This is a genomic window from Pantoea sp. Sc1 (assembly GCF_000255315.1).
GTDB lineage: Bacteria > Pseudomonadota > Gammaproteobacteria > Enterobacterales > Enterobacteriaceae > Pantoea > Pantoea anthophila.
Genome location: NZ_AJFP01000001.1, coordinates 1,958,347 through 1,973,384, shown reverse-complemented (window position 1 = coordinate 1,973,384; position 15,038 = coordinate 1,958,347). Strand labels below are relative to the sequence as shown.

18 protein-coding genes, 1 pseudogene and 1 other annotated feature (1 of these 20 running past the window's edge) are annotated in these 15,038 nt (G+C 57.2%); of the genes and pseudogenes, 15 read left to right on the top strand and 4 right to left on the bottom strand.

From position 1 onward, the window contains the following. Positions 1-22: a sequence feature (Trp leader region), on the top strand; it begins 80 nt to the left of the window's first position. A gap of 23 nt (positions 23-45) precedes the next feature. The 6 genes and pseudogenes from S7A_RS09140 to S7A_RS09110 all read left to right on the top strand — a co-directional run bounded on the left by S7A_RS09140 (position 46) and on the right by S7A_RS09110 (position 7,073). Continuing rightward, positions 46-1,611 carry an anthranilate synthase component 1 gene (locus S7A_RS09140; RefSeq protein WP_009089949.1) on the top strand — a complete coding sequence of 522 codons (1,566 nt, stop codon included), beginning with the start codon at positions 46-48 and terminating at the stop codon, positions 1,609-1,611. Further along, positions 1,611-3,205, top strand: a pseudogene (gene trpD / locus S7A_RS21620) (bifunctional anthranilate synthase glutamate amidotransferase component TrpG/anthranilate phosphoribosyltransferase TrpD). Before S7A_RS09140 ends, trpD begins: the two are co-directional and overlap by 1 nt. A gap of 2 nt (positions 3,206-3,207) precedes the next feature. Further along, positions 3,208-4,569: a bifunctional indole-3-glycerol-phosphate synthase TrpC/phosphoribosylanthranilate isomerase TrpF gene (trpCF, locus tag S7A_RS09125; RefSeq protein WP_009089943.1), complete on the top strand. Its 1,362-nt coding sequence runs from the start codon at positions 3,208-3,210 to the stop codon at positions 4,567-4,569. 46 nt (positions 4,570-4,615) lie between these two features. Beyond that, entirely contained in the window at positions 4,616-5,806 is a 1,191-nt protein-coding gene (gene trpB / locus S7A_RS09120) for a tryptophan synthase subunit beta (RefSeq protein WP_009089941.1), read from the top strand. Further along, a complete protein-coding gene (gene trpA, locus S7A_RS09115) occupies positions 5,806-6,609 on the top strand; it encodes a tryptophan synthase subunit alpha (protein ID WP_009089939.1) in 804 nt (267 codons plus the stop codon). The genes trpB and trpA overlap by 1 nt, the downstream gene beginning before the upstream one ends. 149 nt (positions 6,610-6,758) lie before the next feature. Next, positions 6,759-7,073 (top strand): BON domain-containing protein, encoded by a 315-nt coding sequence (locus S7A_RS09110; RefSeq protein ID WP_009089937.1) that lies wholly within the window; start codon positions 6,759-6,761, stop codon positions 7,071-7,073. Between the two features lie 48 nt (positions 7,074-7,121). Here S7A_RS09110 and ompW read toward each other — a convergent pair whose 3' ends face one another. After that, entirely contained in the window at positions 7,122-7,754 is a 633-nt protein-coding gene (gene ompW, locus S7A_RS09105) for an outer membrane protein OmpW (RefSeq protein WP_009089935.1), read from the bottom strand. A 254-nt stretch (positions 7,755-8,008) separates the two neighbouring features. On the opposite strand from ompW, the gene S7A_RS09100 reads away from it, so the two are divergent. From S7A_RS09100 to yciA, 4 genes are read left to right on the top strand one after another with little or no spacing between them, the layout of a single operon-like run. Beyond that, the gene (locus tag S7A_RS09100) at positions 8,009-8,425 is read left to right on the top strand and encodes a YkgJ family cysteine cluster protein (protein ID WP_009089933.1); all 417 of its coding nucleotides are present in this window, start codon (positions 8,009-8,011) and stop codon (positions 8,423-8,425) included. A 27-nt stretch (positions 8,426-8,452) separates the two neighbouring features. After that, on the top strand, positions 8,453-9,187 hold the full coding sequence (locus S7A_RS09095) for a YciC family protein (protein ID WP_009089932.1): 735 nt from the start codon (positions 8,453-8,455) through the stop codon (positions 9,185-9,187). 51 nt (positions 9,188-9,238) lie between these two features. Then, positions 9,239-9,778 carry a septation protein A gene (locus S7A_RS09090; protein WP_009089930.1) on the top strand — a complete coding sequence of 180 codons (540 nt, stop codon included), beginning with the start codon at positions 9,239-9,241 and terminating at the stop codon, positions 9,776-9,778. A 59-nt stretch (positions 9,779-9,837) separates the two neighbouring features. Further along, positions 9,838-10,260: an acyl-CoA thioester hydrolase YciA gene (yciA, locus tag S7A_RS09085; protein WP_009089928.1), complete on the top strand. Its 423-nt coding sequence runs from the start codon at positions 9,838-9,840 to the stop codon at positions 10,258-10,260. A gap of 35 nt (positions 10,261-10,295) precedes the next feature. Here the strand turns inward: yciA and tonB are convergent, their stop codons facing one another. Next, a complete protein-coding gene (tonB, locus tag S7A_RS09080) occupies positions 10,296-11,057 on the bottom strand; it encodes a TonB system transport protein TonB (RefSeq protein ID WP_033736531.1) in 762 nt (253 codons plus the stop codon). A gap of 195 nt (positions 11,058-11,252) precedes the next feature. On the opposite strand from tonB, the gene S7A_RS09075 reads away from it, so the two are divergent. Continuing rightward, complete coding sequence (locus S7A_RS09075) at positions 11,253-11,549, top strand: YciI family protein (RefSeq protein ID WP_009089924.1); 297 nt, start codon at positions 11,253-11,255, stop codon at positions 11,547-11,549. 70 nt (positions 11,550-11,619) lie between these two features. Beyond that, complete coding sequence (locus S7A_RS09070; protein WP_009089923.1) at positions 11,620-11,805, top strand: hypothetical protein; 186 nt, start codon at positions 11,620-11,622, stop codon at positions 11,803-11,805. An 83-nt stretch (positions 11,806-11,888) separates the two neighbouring features. On the opposite strand, the gene ycgZ is transcribed toward S7A_RS09070, so the two are convergent. Beyond that, entirely contained in the window at positions 11,889-12,131 is a 243-nt protein-coding gene (gene ycgZ, locus S7A_RS09065) for a regulatory protein YcgZ (RefSeq protein WP_009089921.1), read from the bottom strand. A gap of 343 nt (positions 12,132-12,474) precedes the next feature. Between ycgZ and S7A_RS09060 the strand changes: the two genes are divergently transcribed. Next, positions 12,475-12,792, top strand: coding sequence for a hypothetical protein (locus S7A_RS09060; protein ID WP_009089920.1), 318 nt, complete (start codon positions 12,475-12,477; stop codon positions 12,790-12,792). Between the two features lie 78 nt (positions 12,793-12,870). Here S7A_RS09060 and S7A_RS21245 read toward each other — a convergent pair whose 3' ends face one another. After that, positions 12,871-13,044 (bottom strand): YciY family protein, encoded by a 174-nt coding sequence (locus tag S7A_RS21245; protein WP_128084052.1) that lies wholly within the window; start codon positions 13,042-13,044, stop codon positions 12,871-12,873. Positions 13,045-13,202: 158 nt separating this feature from the next. Between S7A_RS21245 and cls the strand changes: the two genes are divergently transcribed. Together cls and S7A_RS09050 are read left to right on the top strand one after the other, a co-directional pair. Continuing rightward, entirely contained in the window at positions 13,203-14,663 is a 1,461-nt protein-coding gene (gene cls / locus S7A_RS09055; protein ID WP_009089916.1) for a cardiolipin synthase, read from the top strand. Between the two features lie 45 nt (positions 14,664-14,708). Further along, entirely contained in the window at positions 14,709-15,032 is a 324-nt protein-coding gene (locus tag S7A_RS09050; protein WP_009089915.1) for an HI1450 family dsDNA-mimic protein, read from the top strand. The last annotated feature ends 6 nt before the right edge of the window (positions 15,033-15,038 follow it).

Genomic DNA, 15,038 nt, shown 5'->3' with positions numbered 1-15,038 from the left:
GCCACCGAGCGGGCTTTTTTTTGAGCGAAATTCAGAGAAATCATCATGCCAAATGCGAAACCTACAGTGAAGTTGATTACCGGCACCGCGCCCTACCGCGAAGATCCGGCCGCAGTGTTTCACCAGCTGTGCGGCGCACGTCCGGCAACCCTGCTGCTCGAATCCGCTGATATCGACAGCAAGCGCAACCTGAAAAGCCTGCTGATCGTCGACAGTGCGCTGCGCGTCAGCGCACTCGGCAGCGAAGTCACCGTGCAGGCGTTGTCAGAAAATGGCCGCGCCCTGCTGCCGCTGCTGGATGAAGCCCTGCCCGCGTCAGTGATGAATCAGGTGCGTCCCGATGGCCGTGTCCTGACCTTCCCGCAGAGCAGCGATCAGCAGCAGGATGAAGATTCCCGCCTCAAGGCCCTGTCGGTGTTTGACGCGCTGCGTCTGATTCCGCAACTGGTTAACGCCCCTGCCGACGAACGGGAAGCGGTGCTGCTGGGCGGTCTGTTTGCTTATGATCTGGTTGCCGGTTTTGAAACCCTGCCGGCGCTGGATAATCAGCAGCGCTGCCCCGACTACTGCTTCTACCTGGCCGAGACCTTACTGGTGATCGATCACCAGAGCCGCAGCGCACGTCTGCAGGCCAGCCTGTTCTGTCCGTCCACCAGCGAATTCCAGCGCCTGCAGCGCCGCATTGAGCAGCTGCATGGCCAGATGCTTCAGCCCGCACCTGTACTGCCGGTACAAAAGGTGGAGCAGATGACGCTGACCACCAGCCAGAGTGATGAAGAGTATTGCGACGTGGTGCGCAGCATGCAGCAGGCAATTCGCATCGGCGAAATTTTCCAGGTCGTCCCTTCACGCCGTTTCTCGCTGCCATGCCCTTCACCGCTGGCGGCATATGACACGCTGAAGAACAGCAATCCCAGCCCCTACATGTTCTTTATGCAGGATCAGGATTTCTCGCTGTTTGGTGCCTCGCCGGAGAGTTCACTGAAGTATGACGCCATCTCGCGTCAGATTGAGATCTACCCGATTGCCGGTACCCGCCCGCGTGGCCGCCATGCGGATGGCTCGCTGGATCGCGATCTCGACAGCCGTATTGAGCTGGAGATGCGAACCGACCATAAAGAGCTGGCGGAACACCTGATGCTGGTGGATCTGGCGCGCAACGATCTGGCGCGTATCTGCGTGCCGGGCAGCCGTTACGTGGCAGACCTGACTAAGGTAGACCGTTACTCCTTCGTCATGCATCTGGTCTCCCGCGTTGTGGGCACGCTGCGTGACGACCTTGACGTGCTGCATGCCTATCGCGCCTGTATGAACATGGGCACCCTGAGCGGTGCGCCGAAGGTGCGCGCCATGCAGCTGATAGCCGGGGCGGAACGCACCCGCCGCGGCAGCTATGGCGGTGCGGTGGGCTACTTCACGGCTCACGGCGATCTCGATACCTGCATCGTGATCCGTTCGGCCTACGTTGAAGAAGGCGTGGCCACCGTCCAGGCGGGTGCCGGTGTGGTGCTGGACTCCAATCCGCAGGCTGAAGCGGATGAGAGCCGCAACAAAGCCCGCGCCGTTCTGCGCGCTATCGCGACTGCCCATCACTGCAAGGAGATCTTCTGATGGCCGATATTCTGCTGCTCGATAACATCGATTCATTTACCTATAACCTGGTTGATCAGCTGCGGACGTTTGGTCACAACGTGGTGATCTATCGAAACAACCTGCCTGCGGAGCTCTTAATTGAGCAGCTGCAGCGGATGGAAGACCCGGTGCTGATGCTCTCGCCCGGTCCCGGCGCGCCAAAAGATGCCGGTTGTATGCCGGAGTTACTGCGGGTACTGCGAGGACGGTTGCCGATTATCGGCATCTGCCTGGGGCATCAGGCGATCGTTGAAGCCTACGGCGGCCACGTGGGTCAGGCCGGTGAGATCCTGCACGGCAAAGCCTCCTCTATTGACCACGACGGTGAGGCGATGTTTGCCGGCCTGAGCAATCCGCTGCCGGTGGCGCGCTATCACTCACTGGTGGGCAGCAACACGCCGGATGAGCTGACGGTCAACGCCAGTTTCAACGGGATGGTGATGGCGGTGCGTCATGAGACCGACCGGGTGTGCGGGTTCCAGTTCCATCCTGAATCCATTCTGACTTCTCAGGGTGCGCGTCTGCTTGAGCAGACGCTGGCCTGGGCGCTGGCGAAGTAACAGGGAGAATGACTATGCAACAGACACTGGAAAAACTTTACCAGGCGCAGACGCTGAATCAGGCTGAGAGTCATCAGCTGTTCAGCGCCATTATCACCGGCCAGCTGGAACCGACGCAGCTCGCCGCCGCCTTAATCGCCATGAAGGTGCGGGGCGAAACGCCGGAAGAGATTGCCGGGGCCGCGACCGCGCTGCTGGAAGATGCCCGCCCCTTCCCGCGCCCGGATTATACCTTTGCCGACATCGTGGGCACCGGCGGCGACGGCAGCAACAGCATCAATATCTCCACTGCCAGCGCCCTGGTCGCGGCGACCTGCGGTCTGAAAGTGGCGAAGCATGGCAACCGCAGCGTCTCCAGCAAATCGGGCTCATCCGACCTGCTGGCGGCATTTGGCATCAATCTGGATATGCCTGCTGACCGGGCGCGCAAGGCGCTGGACGATCTTAACGTCTGCTTTCTGTTTGCGCCGCAGTATCACACCGGATTCCGCCACGCGATGCCGGTGCGTCAGCAGCTGAAGACCCGCACGCTGTTCAATGTGCTGGGCCCGCTGATCAACCCGGCGCGTCCTCCGCTGGCGGTGATTGGTGTTTACAGCCCGGAACTGGTAATGCCGATTGCCCAGACTCTGAAAGTGCTGGGCTACCAGCGTGCAGCAGTAGTCCACGGCGGCGGCATGGATGAGGTGGCCCTGCACGATGTGACGCACGTCGCCGAGCTGCGCGAGGGGGAGATCACCCGTTATCAGCTCTCACCTGAAGACTTTGGCTTTGGCTTCCACCCGAAAGAGGCGCTGGCGGGCGGCACCCCGGAAGAAAACCGTGACATTCTGACAGCTTTACTCCAGGGTAATGGCCAGCAGGCTCATGAGGAAGCTGTCGCCGTTAACGTGGCGATGTTGCTTAAAGTATTTGGTCAGGAAGACCTGCGTGAAAACGCACAGCAGGCGCTTAACGCCATCCGCAGCGGACAGGCTTATGAGCGCGTTGTCGCACTGGCAGCAAGAGGGTAATCATGAAAGGCACCGTGTTAGAAAAAATTGTTCAGGACAAAGCGATCTGGGTTGAAGCCCGTCAGCAGCAGCAGCCTCTTTCCACCTTTCAGAACAGCATTGAGCCTTCCAGCCGTCATTTTTACGACGCGCTGCAGGGGGCCAGAACCGCGTTTATCCTGGAGTGTAAAAAGGCCTCTCCGTCGAAAGGCGTGATTCGCGAGGACTTCGATCCGGCCGCAATTGCCGGGGTTTATCGCCACTACGCGTCAGCGGTCTCTGTGCTGACCGATGAAAAATATTTTCAGGGTGACTTCGCTTTCCTGCCGATTGTCAGCGCAGCCATCACGCAGCCGGTGCTGTGCAAAGATTTTATTATTGATCCTTACCAGATCTATCTGGCGCGTTACTATCAGGCGGATGCGATTCTGCTGATGCTGTCGGTTCTTGATGATGAGCAGTATCGTCAGCTGGCCGCGGTGGCACACAGCCTGAAAATGGGCATTCTGACTGAGGTCAGTAATGAAGAGGAGCTGGAGCGTGCTATCGCCCTGCAGGCGAAAGTGGTGGGCATCAACAACCGCGATCTGCGCGACCTCTCTATCGACCTTAACCGCACCCGCCAGCTGGCGCCTCGCCTGTCGCATGGCGTGACGGTGATCAGCGAATCGGGTATCAACAGCTATGCGGACATTCGCGAGCTGAGCCACTTCGCCAATGGTTTCCTGATCGGCTCCTCCCTGATGGAAGAGACAGATCTGACAGCCGCGGTGCGTCGGGTTACCCTGGGCAGCAACAAAGTGTGCGGGCTGACCCGTGCCGAAGATGCGCGTGCCGCCTATGAAGCGGGTGCACTCTTTGGTGGCCTGATCTTTGCAGAGGGATCGCCGCGTCAGATTGATACCGCCACGGCGCAGAGTGTGATCGCCGCGGCCCCGCTGCGTTACGTTGGCGTGTTCCGCAACGCCAGCGTGAGTGACATTGTCACACAGGTCAGCGCCCTTTCTCTCTCTGCGGTTCAGCTGCATGGCGATGAAACGCCGGCATTTGTCGCTGATCTGCGCGCCGCCCTGCCTGGCACCGTGCAGATCTGGAAGGCACTGCGCATCGAAGGCCATCTCCCGGCGCGCGACTGGCCACACGTTGACCGATATGTGTTTGACAATGGTAACGGTGGTACCGGTCAGCGTTTCGACTGGTCCCTGTTGCAGGGTCAGACGCTGAACAATGTGCTGCTGGCCGGTGGCCTCGGTGCGGACAACTGTGTTGAAGCCGCGCAGCTGGGCTGTGCCGGACTTGACTTCAACTCTGGCGTGGAAAGCGCGCCCGGGATCAAAGATGCCCGTAAAATTGCCGCCGTGTTCCAGACACTGCGCGCGTACTGATTTGCCTGGCCTGCCCGATGGCGGGCCTGAGAAAGGAAGAGAAAAGATGACGTTACTGAATCCCTACTTTGGCGAATTTGGCGGAATGTATGTTCCGCAGATCCTTATGCCTGCCCTGCGCCAGCTCGAAGAGGCGTTTGTCGACGCGCAGAAAGATCCTGCCTTCCAGGAAGAGTTTACCGAACTGCTGAAGAACTATGCGGGTCGTCCGACCGCGCTGACGCTGTGCAAAAACCTGACCAAAGGCACAAAAACGCGCCTCTACCTTAAGCGAGAAGATCTGCTGCACGGCGGTGCGCACAAAACTAACCAGGTGCTGGGTCAGGCACTGCTGGCTAAGCGCATGGGGAAAAACGAAATCATCGCCGAGACCGGCGCCGGTCAGCATGGTGTGGCCTCGGCGCTGGCCTGTGCGCTGCTGGGCATGAAATGCCGTATCTACATGGGCGCGAAAGATGTGGAGCGTCAGTCGCCTAACGTCTTCCGTATGCGACTGATGGGCGCGGAGGTGATCCCGGTTCACAGCGGCTCTGCCACGCTGAAAGATGCCTGTAACGAGGCGCTTCGCGACTGGTCTGGCAGCTATGAAACGGCGCACTACATGCTTGGCACCGCCGCGGGCCCGCACCCCTTCCCGACCATCGTGCGTGAGTTCCAGCGCATGATCGGCGAAGAGACGAAAAAACAGATTCTGGAAAGAGAGGGTCGCCTGCCCGACGCTATTCTCGCCTGCGTGGGCGGGGGCTCCAACGCTATCGGCATGTTTGCTGACTTTATCGATGAAACCAGCGTGAAGCTGATCGGCGTTGAGCCTGCGGGTCACGGCATCGAAACCGGCGAGCATGGCGCACCGCTGAAGCATGGTCGCGTCGGTATCTACTTCGGCATGAAAGCGCCGATGATGCAGACGGAAGATGGCCAGATCGAAGAGTCCTACTCCATCTCTGCCGGTCTCGACTTCCCGTCGGTCGGGCCACAGCATGCGCACCTGAACAGCACGGGTCGGGCGGATTACGTCTCGGTTACCGATAACGAAGCGCTGGCTGCCTTCAAACAGCTCTGCCGGGCGGAAGGGATTATTCCGGCGCTGGAATCCTCTCACGCCCTGGCGCACGCCCTGAAGATGATTCAGGAGGAGCCGGAGAAAGAGCAGCTGCTTGTGGTTAACCTTTCCGGCCGCGGCGATAAAGATATTTTCACCGTTCACGACATTCTGACCGCGCAGGGAGAAATCTGATGGAACGTTATAATCAACTGTTTTCGCGCCTGTCAGCCAGCAACGAAGGCGCTTTCGTCCCGTTCGTCACGCTGGGCGACCCTTCACCTGAGCTCTCCCTGCGCGTGATTGACGCGCTGGTTGAGGGCGGTGCGGACGCGCTGGAGCTGGGCATTCCTTTCTCCGACCCGCTGGCGGATGGCCCGACCATTCAGAATGCGACCTTACGTGCGTTTGCCGCAGGCACCACCACCAGCCAGTGCTTTGAAATGCTGGCGACAATCCGCCGTAAATATCCTGACCTGCCGATTGGCCTGCTGATGTATGCCAACCTGGTCTTCACCAACGGCGTGGATGCGTTCTATGCACGCTGTGCCGAAGCCGGTGTCGATTCGGTTCTGGTCGCCGATGTGCCGGTTGAAGAGTCGGCGCCGTTCCGCCAGGCGGCGATGCGTCACGGCGTGGCCCCTATCTTTATCTGTCCACCCAATGCCAGCGATGCGCTGCTGCGTGAGATCGCGTCGCACGGCCGGGGCTACACCTACCTGCTGTCGCGTGCCGGGGTGACCGGGGCTGAAAACCGTGCCAGCCTGCCGCTACAGCACCTGATCGACAAGCTGCGCGAATATCATGCCGCTCCGCCACTGCAGGGCTTTGGTATCTCAGAACCTGAGCAGGTGAAGGAAGCGATTGCCGCCGGTGCCGCCGGAGCCATCTCCGGTTCCGCCATTGTCAGGATCATTGAGAAGCATCATGCCGAACCGGACGTGATGCTGAGCGAACTGAAGAACTTTGTCAGTCGCCTGAAAGCCGCCAGTCGTTAATCCTGTCAGCATGCCTTATCACGCGATAAGGCATGATTTGTTTCCTTTTTTTTCATTCCGCCATTTGCCCTTTTTTCAGAATCTGCACCACAATGACAAAGCGCCGTTACGGTAACGTCGCATCCATTTTGTGACAGGGAGAGAAAGCAATGAAATTCGTTAAACTGCTGACAGGTGCTGTACTGGCGGGTGTGGTTGCGCTGACACTGAGCGCCTGTGCGCCAACCGCAACCAAAGAGGGAACCGGTGGCTACATCGATGACACCGTTGTAACCACGAAAGTGAAAGGTGAACTGCTGAAGGATGACTCGCTGAAATCGACTGAAATCAACGTAGAAACCTTTAAGGGTAAAGTTCAGCTGAGCGGTTTTGTGTCATCGCCACAAATGGCTAATCGTGCTGTTCAGGTGACGCGCAGCGTACCGGGCGTGAAATCTGTCGTGAACAACATGCAGATTAAATAACGTTACACAGACACAAAAAAGGCCGCTGAATCAGCGGCCTTTTTCTCATCAGAAGCGGTAACCTGCCCCGAAGAAGAAGACCCACGGATCGATGCGCATATTGATGTTCTGCTGCTCGCCTCCCGCTTTAAACTTCACTTCCGTGTCGATATCCATGTACCACACCGACGCATTCAGCATCCAGTCGCGGTTGATCTGATAATCCAGGCCGACCTGACCCGCCACGCCCCACGAATCCTTGACGCTGAGATCGGTCAGGCCTGCATCGCGACCGGTCTGGTTGAAATCGGCATCATAGAAGGTGGTGTAGTTGACGCCCACGCCCACGTAGGGACGGGCTTTGCTTTTGCTGTCGAAGAAGTAGTACTGCGCCATCAGCGTCGGCGGTAACTGGCGCACGGTAGCCAGCGTGCCGGTCGGGCCAAGACCCACTTTGTGACGGAACGGCGTAGCGGCGAGAAGTTCCACCCCGATATTGTCCGTCGCCATATAGGTAAAGGTCAGGCCGAGCTGCGTGTCGTTGGAGGCGCTGAACTCCCCCATGCCTAACACATTATCGGAGCCTTCGGTGGGGCGTACGGTTGCACTGCCGGCACGCATAAAGAAGTCGCCTGCTTCGTGGGCCATCGCCAGCTGGGGTAAAGCCAGCGCCAGCAGCATCGCGCATTTTGCCAGTTTCATTATCACTCCTTTGCTTAATGTTGATGTCGCGGAGGGTTATCATTTTTTTGCTGGCAGTTATTTAACGCGATTTACAGGAAATTGCACTCTGAACGCTTCAGATAAATTGCTTAAAAAACAATGGATTGATTTAGATCAATTTCGGCACGCTTCGGCACCCGCAAATTCCCCTTGCTGAAAAATTCCGGCGGCCCTATTTTGCTTCTCTTCCTGGTTGATTTTGGTTCGATGCCTCGGGAGGGGCGGGTGATCAAATGAGTGACACATTAAATCCTTGTATCAGCTGTGGCGCCTGCTGCGCCCATTTTCGCGTCTCATTTTACTGGGCGGAAGCCGACGATGCGGGCGGTCTGGTGCCGACCGACCTGACCGAGCCGCTCAGCCTGCTCATGCGTAACATGCGGGGCACCAACGATCGCACCCCGCGCTGTGTCGCCCTGCAGGGAGAGATCGGCGGATGCGTTTCATGCGGAATCTATGAGCAGCGTCCCACCCCCTGTCGGGAGTTCTCGCTGTCAGGAGAAGGCGGCATTCACAACGAAGCCTGCGATCGGGCCCGCGCCCGCTATGGCCTTCCCCCGCTTTTTTCGCCATCTTTACCTGTCGTGACAGAAAGTTATGCCACAGCGGGTGCCCGTGAGCTGCCAGAACATGTACAATCGCCGGGTTAATTAACCCGGTTCCTCCAAGGAGTGTACATGTCTATCACGGCAAGCTCGTTATACCGTGACACTGGAAATTTTGCGCGACATCAGCTGGCTACCCTGCTGCTGCTGTCGCTGCTCACCGCTTTTATCACTGTCATGCTGGTGCATGTGCTGACGCCTGGTGTCGATGAGATGGCCATTCTGCAGCAGGGTGACGACAGTGCCAGATCGTTGTTTGAGATAGTGCAGAGCATGTCGCCGGAACAGCAGCAGGTTCTGCTGCGGGCTTCGGCTGCCAGCACCTTCGCTGCGCTGTTGGGTAACACGCTGCTGCTGGGCGGCATGCTCTGCCTGATTCCGATGGTCTCTTCCGGTCAGCGGGTCAGCGCTTTGCGGGCTATCGGGACTTCTGCGCCGCTGCTGCCCAGACTGCTGCTGCTGACCTTTCTGATGACGCTGGTGGCCCAGCTTGGCTTTATGGTGCTGGTGGTCCCCGGTATTCTGCTGACGATCCTGCTGTCACTGGCGCCGGTGATGCTTGCCAGTGAGAAGATGGGCGTGTTTGCCGCCATGCGCGCCAGCATGCGCATGGCCTGGAAGAACGTGAAGCTGATCGCCCCCGCCATCCTGCTCTGGCTGCTGGCGAAAGTGGTCGTGATGCTCTTTTTCGCTTCGCTGACCGTGCTGCCGCTGAATGTTTCGTCGGTCATTTTTACCGCGGCCGGCAATCTGGTTTCAGCCCTGTTGATCATCTATCTCTATCGGCTCTATATGCTGTTACGTTGACGGACGGTGCGCCTGCGGGCGCACTGGCATGCAACCCTGACGGGAATCACTATGAAGCAGTTACTCGACTTTCTCCCCCTGGTAGTCTTTTTCATCTTCTATAAGCTCTATGACATCTTTGTCGCCTCGGGCGCACTGATTGTCGCGACCGGTCTGGCGCTGGTCGTCAGCTGGGTGCTCTATCGCAGACTGGAAAAGATGACCATTTTCACCTTTGTGCTGGTCGCGGTCTTTGGCACCCTGACGCTGGTGTTCCACAACGATGAGTTTATTAAGTGGAAAGTGACGGTCATCTACAGCCTGTTCGCGCTCGCCCTGCTCTACAGCCAGTGGTTTATGAAACAGCCGCTGATCCAGAGCATGCTGGGTAAAGAGCTGCAGCTGCCGGACGCGGTCTGGCGTCGTCTGAACGTCGCTTGGGCACTCTTCTTTCTGATTTGCGGCCTGGTGAACATCTACGTCGCCTTTTGGTTATCCCAGGCGTATTGGGTTAACTTTAAAGTGTTTGGTCTCACCGGTCTGACCTTACTGTTTACGCTGCTTAGCGGGCTCTATATCTGGCGACAGATGCCGCAGCAGGAACAAAAATAATCATCCGCCCGGTTCGCCGGGCTTTTTTTCAGCATTCATCTGCATAAGAACGGGAAGCAATGGGCGAAAAACATAAATTACCGCAAGGTGAAATGGTGCTGCGTACGCTCGCCATGCCGGCAGACACCAACGCTAACGGCGATATCTTTGGTGGCTGGCTGATGTCACAGATGGATATGGGCGGCGCGATTCTGGCTAAAGAGATCGCGGAAGGCCGCGTGGTGACGGTACGCGTCGACGGCATGTCATTTCTGAAGCCGGTGGCGGTAGGGGATGTCGTGAGCTGTCATGCGCGCTGTATCCGGACCGGCAACAGTTCGATGACCATTAACGTCGAGGTGTGGATCAAGAAAGTGTCGTCTGAGCCGATTGGACAGACTTATTGTGCCACCGAAGCGGTCTTTATCTATGTGGCCGTGGACAGTGCGGGCAATTCCCGTCCGCTGCCAGCCGGCCGCGCCAATCAGCAGCCCGGCGAATAAAAAACGGGTCAGGCATCTCCGCCTGACCCGGCCTCTTACTCTATGCTGGCCCCGCCTTTAAGCTTAAAGACGACATTCATTGTGAGTCCCTGACCCGGGCGACCGCTCTGGTAACGCCACTTTTTCATCGCCTGCTTTACGTCGCGCTCAAACATATTGCGCGGTTCCGCAGAGAGGATCTGAATGTTCTCTACCCGACCGTCACTGTCCACGTCAAACTTCACCCGCACGCGCCCTTCAACCCGCAGCGCATACGCGCGCTGAGGATAGCCTGGCTTACTGACGCTCAGCGCTTTCGGGCCGGTTGATACCGATGCTGTCGGTGACGGAGTCGCTTTTGGTGCAGTGGCTGGGCGGGTCTGGGTGGCCGGCGCCTCCTGCCGGAACGGATTATCCTGCGGTTTACTCTCCTGACGCGGCTTCACGTCGCGTACAGGTTTCTCCCGCTTGTGCTCGGTTTTAGGTTTGGGTTTTGGTTTGGGCTTCGGCTCAGGTTTTGGTATCGGCACCGGTTCCGCTTTCGGCGGTTCCGGCGCCGGCTGAGGTTCCGGTTCTGGCTGAGGTTCTGGCTGCGGCTCAGGCTCTGGTGCAGGCGGCTGCACAACAGCCGGAGCAGGCTCGGGCTGAACTTCCGGGGCAACCATGGTGACGCTGATGGGCTGAGAGGCCTTTGGCACTTCCGTCACCTGCTGGAATGACGCATACAGAATTCCGGCAATGACGGCCCCATGCAGAACAACAGACAGCAACATGGAGAGTGGCGTGCGTTTGGGTAAGGGCATAGTCAGCGTGGTCATAACAGTCGCAGTGATTGAATGAAGCAGCGATTTTAAATGCAAATAGCAATCAGTTTCAATAACTCCCGCCTTCAGGCCATCAGAAAAGCGCATTTAGCCCTTTATGCTGCGCCTCCCAGCCGCCCGAGTTTTCGTTTGCACTCTGAAGGGCAATCCCTTAACGTGTGCAAAATTCTGGTTAATGGGAGTTCCTGAGTGCTTTACGTCATTTATGCAGAAGATACTGCAGATTCACTGGAAAAGCGTAACGCCGTGCGCCCTGCCCATCTGGCACGGCTCAAACTGCTTCACGAAGAGGGACGCCTGATTATCGCTGGCCCGATGCCCGCCGTGGACAGTAACGATCCCGGCGTGGCGGGCTTTACCGGTTCCACCGTCATTGCGGAGTTCCCGTCGCTGGAAGCGGCGCAATCCTGGGCGCAGGATGACCCCTACATTGCGGCGGGCGTCTATAGTCAGGTCGCGGTTAAGCCGTTCAAACGCGTCTTCTGATTGCATCTGAGTATTAAAAATGGCTTCTGTGCCTGGCGCAGAAGCCATTTTTTTCGCAAAGAGAGGGAATATGCAGATTGTTATTCTGGCGCTGCTGCTGGTCATCGCTTTACTGCTTGGCAGGGCTATTTATCTCTGGCGGACGCAGGGCTGGCGCAGGAAGAAACAGACGATCGTGATGCTGATTGTGCTGGCAGCCGCGTTGCAGCTGGTAAATGTCACGCTGATGATGACGAAGCCGTTTCATCCCGGCTGACCATAAAGCCGCTGGGGTAAAAGGCATTAAAGAACAGGACAGCTGATTGAGTGTCCTGTTCTTCATACTCTGTTATCTTTATATCAGCCGCGATCCAGAATCAGACCAATCAGCGCGTGATAGTGCTGCTCTTCTTCCGGGCTGGTAACATGCTGCAGGCGGCTAATCAGTTTTGAGCAGATCGCTTTGCGGTTCAGGCTGCGGCCGGAACGAATAATTTCCGTGACAACCGACCCCAGGATCGCCTGCTGTGAAGGCTGTGCAGCACTGTGCAGATAGGCGGTAATGTCTGAAACTGAAGCGGGAATATGTACGTTAGTCTGCATGATTGTCCCTTAAAGGCGTCGTTAAAGTTACTAAGCGATGCGGTAAAGTTATACAAAAACGCCCCTCCTGTACAGGTATTTAGCGCGAAAAATCACCCAAAGCGTGACATTTTTCATTAAATTCATTTAATACATAGACTTAAAACAATGTAAAGTTGTACAAGTTTCTTTTCTCTTTGTACACATCCCCTGTCAGCCCCTCAGACCCGCCCCTTTTTCGCCTGATCCTTTTAACTTACGGCTTTTTTTGACCGGTGAGAGGATTTATCTGTTACCTCTGTCTACATTTACTATTCGTGATTTACACCTCTGAATGGATGCACCGCACTGTCGCGAGCTCACTATGAATAAAACCTATCCTGTTCCGGTTCTCACTCTGGCTGACACGCTTTTATCCCGGCTTGCCGCGCTGGCCGATCCTAAAATAGAAGTATTAAGTGGTTATCCGGCGAACTGCTCTGCCTGGCTGACGATCTACTATCAGCGCAAATCAGGCCGGTGGAGTTACGAATGGTACGATCGGGAGGGTTATCGCCGGCCAGCGGCGCTGGGCAGCGCAATGCCCTGTCTGATGCTCGAGGTCAACGATCGGGGAGCGTCGCCTCAGGAGCAGGCTCAGGCGCGCCGGTTACTGGCCGAGCAGGGCTTTTTTGAAGCCTGAGGGTGCCCCGGACAATGCGCAGCCCCCCTGCTGCCTCAAAGGGTATCGGCTTACAGGGCGGGCTGAAGAGGTACGGGATTAAACCATCTGCGTGATGAACAGAATCGATCGGCGCTGCTGCTGCGCCAGCTGGTGGCGGATACAATGGATGCGCTTATAGCGGCGTGATTGCCCTTCCAGCCAGCGTGAACGGCGACGGTGAACCTGCCGTAACATTCTCCAGCGTGCCACTTCATTTCTGCTTCGTTTCATCACTTCCTCTCTGCCATCGTCTACGCCGCCGCATTATAGAGATCTCTGCGACAATACCCAATCTGTTCTCTCATTATTCTTGTCAGGGATAAAGGTTTCGTTAGCCGTCATCTGCACGTAAACTTGCCAGACGGAAGCGCGAACGGGATGTCCACTTTATGACCACTTTTTATACGCTGATCAGCTGGTTGCTGCTGTTTGGTTACTGGCTGCTGATTGCCGGTGTCACACTGCGCATCCTGATAAAGCGCCGGGCTGTCACGTCGGCGATGGCCTGGCTGCTGGTTATCTATATTCTGCCGCTGGTCGGCATTATCGCTTATCTCTCCTTTGGCGAACTGCACCTGGGTAAACGTCGCGCGGAGCGCGCCCGCACCATGTGGCCATCAACGGCCCGCTGGCTGAATGATCTGAAGCAGTGCCGCGAGATTTTCGCGACGGAACACAGCGACGTCGCGCGCTCGTTATTTGAGCTTTGCTACCATCGGCAGGGCATTGCCGGGGTAAAGGGAAATCAGCTGCAACTGTTAACCAGCGCCGATGATGTGATGCAGGCACTGATTCGTGACATCCAGCTGGCCCGCCATAATATCGAGATGGTGTTTTACATCTGGCACCCCGGTGGTCTGGCAGATGAAGTTGCCGAATCGCTGATGGCGGCGTCGCGCCGTGGCGTCCACTGCCGTCTGCTGCTGGACTCAGCGGGCAGCGTAAACTTTTTCCGCAGCCCCTGGGCGGGCATGATGCGCAACGCCGGCATTGACGTAGTGGAAGCGTTACAGGTGAGCCTGCTGCGCGTCTTCCTGCGGCGGATGGATCTGCGCCAGCATCGTAAAATCGTGCTGATTGATAATTACATCGCCTACACCGGCAGTATGAATCTGGTCGACCCGCGCTTCTTTAAACAGAGTGCCGGTGTGGGTCAGTGGATAGATCTGATGGCGCGTATGGAAGGCCCGGTCGCGACCGCGATGGGGATTGTTTTCAGCTGCGACTGGGAAATAGAGACCGGTAAGCGCATTCTGCCGCCCCCGCCCGATCGCAACATCATGCCGTTTGAACAGGAGAGCGGCCACACCGTGCAGGTGATCGCCTCCGGTCCCGGTTTTCCGGAAGATATGATCCATCAGGCCCTGCTGACCGCCGTCTATTCGGCGCGTGAGCAACTGATCATGACAACTCCCTACTTTGTGCCCAGCGACGACCTGCTGCATGCGATCTGCACGGCGGCGCAGCGTGGCGTCAGCGTCAGCCTGATCCTGCCGCGTCACAATGACTCGCTGCTGGTCGGCTGGGCCAGCCGCGCCTTCTTCAGTGAATTGCTGGAGGCGGGCGTGAAGATTTACCAGTTTGAAGATGGCCTGCTGCATACCAAGAGCGTGCTGGTGGACGGACAGCTGAGCCTGGTCGGCACCGTGAATCTCGATATGCGCAGTTTATGGCTTAATTTCGAGGTGACGCTGGTAGTGGATGATGCGGGCTTCGGCAGTGACCTGGCCTGCGTACAGGATGACTATATCGCGCGGTCGCGCCTGCTGGAGGGTAAGCGCTGGGCAAAACGTGCCTGGTGGCAGCGCATTGTTGAACGACTGTTTTACTTCTTCAGCCCTTTACTGTAAAACGAGCCAGATTGTGTAAATGGCCGCAGGCAGACAGGACAGACTATGGATTTAAATAATCGCCTTACCGAAGATGAAACGCTGGAACAGGCCTACGATATTTTTCTCGAACTGGCAGGTGACAATCTCGATCCGGCAGACATCATTCTCTTCAATCTGCAGTTTGAGGAGCGCGGTGGCGCAGAGCTGTTCGACCCGTCTGAAGACTGGAAAGATCATGTTGATTTCGATCTGAACCCTGACTTTTTCGCCGAGGTGGTGATTGGGCTGGGTGAAGCGGACGGTGAGCCGATCACCGACGTCTTTGCGCGCGTGCTGCTGTGCCGTGAAAAAGATCACAAGCTGTGTCATATCCTGTGGCGTGAATAGACCGTA